This is a genomic window from uncultured Campylobacter sp., assembly GCF_937949835.1.
In the GTDB taxonomy this organism is placed as follows: Bacteria; Campylobacterota; Campylobacteria; order Campylobacterales; family Campylobacteraceae; genus Campylobacter_B.
In genome coordinates this window covers 1-6,995 of record NZ_CALEDC010000046.1, presented here as the reverse complement: position 1 = coordinate 6,995, position 6,995 = coordinate 1, and the positions used below count along the sequence as shown (strand labels likewise).

General features: G+C 46.1%; 5 protein-coding genes. 2 read left to right on the top strand and 3 right to left on the bottom strand.

From position 1 onward, the window contains the following. On the top strand, nucleotides 1-2,670 hold a 2,670-nt coding region (locus Q0256_RS01055), incomplete at its 5' end, for a pitrilysin family protein (protein WP_297959226.1). Beyond that, nucleotides 2,670-3,638 (top strand): putative transporter, encoded by a 969-nt coding sequence (locus Q0256_RS01050; protein WP_297959224.1) that lies wholly within the window; start codon nucleotides 2,670-2,672, stop codon nucleotides 3,636-3,638. The genes Q0256_RS01055 and Q0256_RS01050, both read left to right, overlap by 1 nt. Before the next feature lie 344 nt (nucleotides 3,639-3,982). On the opposite strand, the gene Q0256_RS01045 is transcribed toward Q0256_RS01050, so the two are convergent. The 3 genes from Q0256_RS01045 to Q0256_RS01035 are packed head-to-tail and all read right to left on the bottom strand — an operon-like array spanning nucleotide 3,983 to nucleotide 6,823. Further along, nucleotides 3,983-5,089 carry a cytochrome d ubiquinol oxidase subunit II gene (locus tag Q0256_RS01045; protein ID WP_297959222.1) on the bottom strand — a complete coding sequence of 369 codons (1,107 nt, stop codon included), beginning with the start codon at nucleotides 5,087-5,089 and terminating at the stop codon, nucleotides 3,983-3,985. Between the two features lies 1 nt (nucleotide 5,090). Beyond that, entirely contained in the window at nucleotides 5,091-6,614 is a 1,524-nt protein-coding gene (locus tag Q0256_RS01040) for a cytochrome ubiquinol oxidase subunit I (protein ID WP_297959220.1), read from the bottom strand. 2 nt (nucleotides 6,615-6,616) lie between these two features. After that, a complete protein-coding gene (locus tag Q0256_RS01035) occupies nucleotides 6,617-6,823 on the bottom strand; it encodes a DUF4492 domain-containing protein (protein ID WP_005871229.1) in 207 nt (68 codons plus the stop codon). Nucleotides 6,824-6,995 lie beyond the last annotated feature (172 nt).

The following is a 6,995-nucleotide window of genomic DNA, read 5'->3' as shown; positions in this document are numbered from 1 at the left end:
GACGCGCCGCTTAAGCTCGATCCTAGCGTAGTGCACGGCGAGCTGGCAAATGGTGTGAAATTTTATATCCTCAAAAACGACGTGCCAAAAAATAGCGCGCTTTTTTACCTCAACGTAGCTGCGGGCAGTGTCGATGAAAATGACGACGAGCAGGGTCTTGCGCATTTCGTCGAGCATATGGCATTCAACGGCAGCGAGCACTTCGATAAAAACGAGCTCGTTCATACCCTGCAGCGCCTTGGAGTGAAATTCGGCGCCGATCTCAATGCGCAAACAGGCTTTGAAAATACCACATACAACATCCAAGCCCAAGTGAGCGACGAGACACTAAAGGACATATTTTTGGTGCTGCGCGATTATGCAGGCGGCGTGAAATTTGACGAGAACGAAACGCAAAAAGAAAAAGGCGTCATCTTAGAAGAAGCAAAAAAAGGCTTTGAGAGGCGCTTTTACGAAAAGCGCGCCACATATTTATACCCCAATTCCATATTTTCCAGACGCTTTCCGATCGGACAAAATGAAATCATCAAAGGCGCCACTGGCGAGCAACTAAAAAAATTCTATGCGCGCAACTACCTTCCTAGCGCCATTAGCATCATAGTCGTGGGCGACGTAAACGTTGAGCAGATTAAAAACCTAATCAAGCAAAATTTTAGCTCTCTTTCTGCGCACGGCGAAAAAATCCCGCGCGATCTTAGCCTACGCCCATTTGAAGGCGGGCTAGCAAGCACCGTAGAACCTGAGCTCGGCACTAATGTCGCTAGCGTGCTTTACGCAGGCAAATATGAGCCGCTAAGAAGCTACGGTGCGCTTAAAAATGAGTGGCTGCAAGCCTACGTATCGAGGCTGATGGAGCTTGGATACGACGCGATGAATGTAAATGCCAAAATTCCGCTTAAAGCCTATTTCGGCTCGGACGATCTGTTTAAAAACCGCAGACTATACAGCATAAGCGCAAATATTTTTAATTTCGACGCCAACGCCACGCTAAGTAGTCTTTTTAGCGCGATCAAAGGGGTACGCGAACACGGATTTAACAATGACGATTTTGATAGCGTTAAGGCGGAATTTAAACATCAAGTGCAAGCCGATCTGCTTAAAAACGATACACAAAGTGCGCAAATAGGGGCACTACTTGATTTCGTACAAAACGGCAATGTAAAGCTTAGTAAGCAAGACGAGCACGATCTAAGCCTCAAGGCGTTAGAAGAAATAACGCTAGCGGATGTTAATAAATTTTTCTCAAAGATAACGGATGGAGCGAGATTTACGGAGATTATCTCTGCAAAGGATTTGGGCATTAGCCAAAAAGATGCGGAGCTGCTCTACGAAAAAGCGGTGCCGTTTAATTTCGCTGCTTCGAAGCTTGCTTCCAAGCAGCTTGCGGGAGCAAATTTAAAAGAGACGGAATTTAAAGCACAAAAAGGCGCTAGCGGCACTGAAATTTTGGAGTTTAAAAACGGCGCGAGGGTAATTTTAAAGCCTCTTAAAAGCGAGAAAAATAAAATTGCCCTCGCAGCCGTTAAAAAAGGTGGCTACGCGCATTTCGGCAAGGCTCGTGGCGAAATTATAACCGCGCTGCTAAACTCGGGCACCATAGGCGAGCTAAACGAATACGAGGCGGGACGTTTGACTTCAAAATTTGATTATAAGCTAAGATTTAGGATGGATGACGCGGACTGCGGTTTTAGAGGCGCAGGGGCGGATCTGGAGGCGATGGCGCGCGAGCTTTACGCAAGATTTAGCGAGCCGCTAATTCATGCAAGCTCGCTTACAAAATACAAAACCGACGCGCTTTCGGCGATTGCGCTACGAGACGAGACGGCGGAATTTAAATTCGGCGAGCAAATTTTAAAATCTCTATATTCAGGAGATACGGCTCGCAAGCAGCCGCTTAGCGTAGATGACGTAAAGAGCGCAAATCTTGCCGATTTACAGCGCGATGCGGATGAAATTTTTTCAGGTGCGGGAGATTTTATCTTCGTACTTAGCGGCGATTTCGAGCCTGTGCGCGCGAAACAAATTCTAGCCAAATATATCGGCAATCTAAAGCCAGGCACAAGCAGCGCTACACCTAAAACTTTGATGCTAAATACTTCTAGCGGCGAGATTGTGCAAGATTACGGCGATAGTGATAAAAGCGAAGTTCGGATGATTTTTTCAAACTATGAGCTGCAAAATTTCGACTTTGCAGACACTTATAAATTTCAAGCGTTAAAAAGCGTACTAAGCAATCGCATAGTCGAGCAGATCCGCGAGGCACGCGGACAAATTTACTCGGCGATGGTGCATAGCGCCTATGTGCGTGAGCCACAAATCGCAGCGAGCTTGAACGTATCGTTTTCTACCGAGCCGAAAGACGCCCGTGCGGTTGCAGCAAGCGTGAGTGAAATTTTAAAGCAGATCGAAAGCTCGGGCGCAAAAGATAGCGAGCTGGCAAATTTTAAAAAAGCGCAAATTTTATCGACCAAAAGGGCTGCGCAGACGAATGATTTTTGGCTTGCTAATATCACTGCGCACGAGCTTTACGGCTATCCGCTCTATGACGAAAAAAGCTACGCGGCAAGCATAAATGCAGTAAAAAGCGCGGATGTGCAGGAAGCCGCGCAAATGCTAAGCGATAGGCTATTTACGGCGATTTTAAATCCAAAAAGCTCCGAGAAACGCTAATGTTCGTTTCATTTTTTAAAAGCAAAAAATGGGCGCTTTTAGCATATACAGGGCTAGTATTTTTGATCGCGATTAATTGGTATCAAACTACGCTGAGCGTGCGTTTCAACGAATGGTATCGCGTATTTTATGATTTATGTCAAAACGTAGATCGTCATACGTTAAACGATTTTTATACGCAGATGAGGGTCTTTTTATGGATAGCGATGCCTGCCGTAGCGGCGGCGATTTCGGAGCGATACGTGGCGCGAATTTGGGCGTTTAAATGGCGAGAGGCGATGACCTTTTCCTATTTTTCATACTGGAAAAAGGTAAGTAAAGATATCGAAGGAAGCTCGCAGCGTATCCAAGAAGACATCTACCGCTTCTCAAAAATCATCGAAGATATCGGCACGCGCGTGCTTTCGGCGGCGATGACTCTTTTTGCGTTTATTCCCGTTTTGTGGAGCCTTAGCGAGAAAGTACCTTTTGAGGCGCTCAAAAAAATTCCCGGCTCTCTCGTATGGATCGCACTTGCAGTAAGCATCGGCGGACTGATAATTTCTTGGCTAGTAGGTTGGTTTCTGCCTAGGCTTGAATACAACAATCAAAAGGCGGAAGCTGCGTTTCGCAAAGAGCTGGTTTATGCCGAGGAGAATAAGACGGAATATGCGAGCGAAGAGACCACAAAGACGCTATTTGGCAAACTAAAGCACAACTATTACAGGCTATTTTTGCACTACTGCTACTTTGATTTATGGCTAAATTCTTTCTCGCAAATCCTGGTTATCGTGCCTTATCTCATAATGGGACCGGGGCTTTTTACTAAGGCGATTACGCTTGGAGTGATGATTCAAGTGGGCAATGCTTTTAGCCAAGTACGCGGCAGCTTTAGCGTTTTTATCGATAACTGGACGACGATCACGGAGCTTCGCTCAATCCATATGCGACTTAAAGAGTTTGAAAAAAATATCGACTACAAGGGCTAGATAAAATTTCGCCCGTATCTTGCGGCTCTAGATTTCGCTTTCTAAATTTAAAGCGAAATCCCGGGTCGCTAGCTTTTAAAATTTCTACGCTTTTACTGCTCGCTTTTTTCGTGATGAGTAATGTTTAGCTTTATAAATTTATAGCTTCCTACGAGCAAGATCATCCAAATCGCGATGAAAACTAAAGATTTGATCATTTTTAATCCTTAAAATTTTTATAATGCGGCGCGCAAAAAGCGCCGCCGATATGAAATTTAACTAAGCGCAAGAGCACGCAGTGCCGTGCACAAAAGCACAGCCTCGCCGCCACACGGCGCGCGGAAGCCATGCTGGAGCTGGCGTGCCTAATAATGCTCGTTTGAAAGCCCCTCTTTATCGAGCTTCTTCGCATCCATTGCGCGCCAAACATAGCTGATATAACCCAGCACGAAAGGCACTAGAAACGACACGTAAAACATCGTCTTAAGCGTATAGAGGCTCGAGCTTGCGTTGCTTATCGAAAGCGAGCTTTGCAGGTCGAAATTTGACGGATAAAACGCCGTGTGATTTAGTCCTAGGATCAAAAATACGCTCGTTACCGCGCATATGACGCCCACGCCGTAGAAAAATACTCCGCGCACGCTGCTTGTAAATGCGCCTTTGACGATGCCCACCAGCACCAGCACGACGCCCAGCAGCAGCAAGACTAGCGCCGCAGGCAGGCTTAGGTAGTTATGCAGATACTTAAAGCTCTCAAGGCTTACGACGCCGTCAGCGCCGATCGCGTAGCCCTGCTTTAGCAAGACCCACGTCAAAAACGCGATGAAAAAAACCAAAAACGCGCTAGCGTTAAATTTAAGCGAGGCTTTGAGCTTGGCGATCATTTCTGGCTCGGCGATATTGTTCATCAAATATAAGCTCGCTCCCGTCCTAGCGCAGAAAAATAGCGCAACTCCCAAGATGTAGTTAAACGGATTTGCTAGCGCTTCAAGCCCGCGAGCGGGGTTTTTCCACTGCACGAAATTATTATCTCCCAGCGCAAACTCGCTGCCGCTAAAAAGCGTCGAGACGATGATGCCAAGCAGGATCGTGCCCAGCGAGCCGTTTATGAAAAGAAAGGCTTCATAAGTTTTAGCGCCCAAGAAATTATCGGGCTTTTTTCTGTATTCGTAGGCGACGGCTTGGATTATGAAGCAAAAAAGCAGAGCCATCCACGCCCAATACGCCCCGCCGAAGCTGGTCGCATAAAACAGAGGAAACGCCGCAAAGCACGCCCCGCCGAACATCACGAGCGTAGTAAACGTAAGCTCCCATTTTTTGCCGATGGAATTTATTATAAAATCCTTCTCAGTCTCATTTTTCGCCAGCGTAAAAAGCAGCGTCTGACCGCCCTGCACGAAGAGCATAAAAACCAAAATTCCGCCCAGAAGCGAAACCACGCACCACCAATAAATTTGAAAAATTTCGTGCATCTTAAAATCCTATCTTTATCTGTTTTAGCATGATCTTTATCTCGGCTATGAATAAAACCGTAAATAAAACCGCAAAGAGCGCGAACGAGATCATTATGTTCGTCCCCGCCAGGCTAGTAGCCGCGACGCCCACCGGCATAAGATCTTGTATCGCCCACGGCTGGCGCCCTACTTCGGCTACGATCCAGCCCGCTTCGCACGTGACGTATCCCAAAGGAATGCTAAAGACGCAAAGCCATAGAATTTTCTTGTATTCGGCGAGGTTTTTTCGCATCGCCAAAAATAGCGTTACGAAAAATAGCAAGATAAAATAGCTTCCCAGAGCCACCATCACGTGGAAGCTGTAAAAGGTAAGCGCCACGGGAGGGACGATCTGCTTCGCATCGTCAAGGTAGCCGTAGCCTAAATTTTGCATATTTTGGTTGCCGAATAAAATTTCGCGAGCCTGCTGCATCGCCGCGGTGTCATTCACGTCTTTGGCGGCCTTGTAATCCTTTAGCGCTTGCAGGGCGATTTTGCCTTTTTCGATCTTTTTATCCGCGCCTTCGATGCCGAATTTTTCGTTTCCAAACACCAGATCATCGATGCCCGGCGTGAAATTATCAAGCCCTCTCGTAGCCATCAGCCCTAGCGCATAAGGTGCTTTAATCTCAAACAAAAACGGCTCCTTATCGTCTCCCGCGGTTTTGCTCGGATTTAAAACTCCCGCCGCAACGATGCCCGCGTTTACTTCGCCTTTATACAGTCCCTCCATCGCCGCAAGCTTCATCGGCTGCTTTTGCGCGACCTGATAGGCGCTCTCGTCGCCGCTAAATAGCACGAAAAGCGAGCTTAGCATACCGAAGCTTGCCGCTACGATGAAGCTTTTTTTAGCAAGCGCGAAGTCTTTGTTTTTTAGCATATAAAACGCCGAAATTCCAAGCACGAAAAGCGCCGCGGTAATGTAGCCGCCGCCGACGGTATGTAAAAATTTGGCCACTCCGAAGTGAGATAGCGCGATATCTAAAAAATTACTCATCTCGTTGCGCATCGTATCGGGATTAAAGCTCGTACCGACGGGGTTTTGCATCCAAGCATTCGCAATTAAGATCCAATACGCGCTTAAATTTGATCCGATCGCCACGAGCCAGGTTGAAAGAAGATGAAATTTCTTGCTTACGCGGCCCCAGCCGAAGAACATTACCGCAAAAAAGGTAGCCTCCAAGAAAAACGCAAGCAAGCCCTCAATCGCAAGCGGCGCGCCGAAGATATCGCCGACAAACCAGCTGTAATTCGCCCAGTTGGTGCCGAACTCAAACTCCATTATGATACCGGTCGCGACGCCGATGGCGAAATTTATACCGAAAAGGCGCAGCCAAAATTTAGTGATCTTGAGCCACTCCTGCTTACCGGTCGCGACATATAGGCTCTCCATAAACGCCACGATAAAGCTAAGCCCCAGCGTTAGGGGCACGAAAAGAAAGTGATAAAGCGCCGTGAGCGCAAACTGCGCCCTCGACCAATCCACGCTAGCAAGCTCTTGCATTCCTACTCCTTAGTCAAATTTTTATAGATGAAATCGATTTTTTCTTGATCGGTTTTAAATTTAGAATCCAAGTTTTCGTCGAAAATGAAAAATTTAAGTAGCACAAAAATTATAAATAGCTTGATCAAAATCACTGCCCACAGCGTTTTGCCAAGCTTCATCGAAGCAAATCCGTGCGCGTAAAATTTTAAAATTTTGCCGAAAAACATCAAATTTTAACCTTTAGCAATTATTAGTTTATATTTTTTATTGTATAACAATTAATTGAAATTTAGCTTTAAATTTTGAAATTTTGGTAGCAATTTTATCTTTTTTAATAAACTGAGTTTTGCGCCGCCACACTTAAATAAAATTTCTTCGCAACCGATCGCATTTTACTTA